Raw genomic sequence first — 1,102 nt, forward strand, 5'->3', positions numbered from 1 at the left:
TTTCCTATTGATAGTAATGTTGGCCGCGGATATTGTGATGGGTGACAGGCTGCTCATCCTGCTCAACAGCGGTGCTCGGTATGCTTTCTTGATGATGTTTGAGTAAGTTCATCACCACACTCCGGTGAGGGCGTTCTAGCAGTAATGCCTTTTGGCAAGCGGCTTCAAGTCGCGCAGCACCATGTTGTTTAGTGAGGTTTAGGATAGCTAAGCAGCTTTTAATCGCTTGCTCAGGATGTTTGCGACTATGGATGTGCCACTGCACCACACCACGGGTACCCACACCGATATTCTCAGCCCAGTGCAGTAAGCGCTCAGCACTGAAGCGCTGTTTTACATGGCTGTCCGGCATGTGTTCTTTTTGGGTTGAGAAGCCGCCTTCTTTTGCTGATTTAGCGTGCTGTGTTACCAGTTGATTGTGATGATAGATGCTGACCACACTGCCACTTGCCTCTATGGTCACCGTGTTGCCCACTAAAGTGTGTGGTACAGAGTAAGCATGCTTTTGGTACAACACATGGTAATCCGGCCCTACCTTCGCCCATTTACTGTCGATGTACTCATACATGGTGCCAGGTAATGGCATTAAGGCTGGCTTATCGAGCAGTTCAAACTGTTCACGACGAGAGCCTGGGTATAAGCGTTGTGGCCGATTATTTAACTCTGCCATTAACACTTTAATCCGCGCATTTAGACCCGCTAGGGTGTAGAAGCTCTCACGTCGCAATCGCATTAATATCCAACGCTCAACAATCAGCACCGCATTTTCTGCTTTGGCTTTATCCTTCGGTTTATATGGGCGTGCAGGCACAATGGCACAGCCATAATGCCGCGCCATTTTGGCATAGTTTTCATTTAGCGTAGGCGCGTAGCGGTGGGCTTTGGTAACGGCCGATTTCAGGTTATCCGGCACAAGTAAACGGGGTACACCGCCAAGGTGGCGGAACGTTCTTACGTGCGCCATTATCCAGTCTTCTTCACGTTGTGAGCGACCAGCTTCAACATAGGTGTAGTTGGTTGCGCCTAAGGTCGCAACGAAGATTTGTGCGTGATAACGAACTTCGCCCGTATCAGGATTGATGATAGGTACCGTTGGTCCGCA

Annotated in this window: 1 protein-coding gene; it reads right to left on the reverse strand. The window is 49.6% G+C overall.

The genetic code is table 11. The features are described from left to right. Nucleotides 1-4: 4 nt before the first annotated feature. Nucleotides 5-1,102 (reverse strand): IS21 family transposase (istA, locus tag MHM99_RS21110; RefSeq protein WP_239220466.1); only part of this gene is annotated, 1,098 nt, incomplete at its 5' end.

Source organism: Alteromonas sp. MmMcT2-2 (genome assembly GCF_022348305.1).
Taxonomy (GTDB): Bacteria; Pseudomonadota; Gammaproteobacteria; order Enterobacterales; family Alteromonadaceae; genus Alteromonas; species Alteromonas macleodii.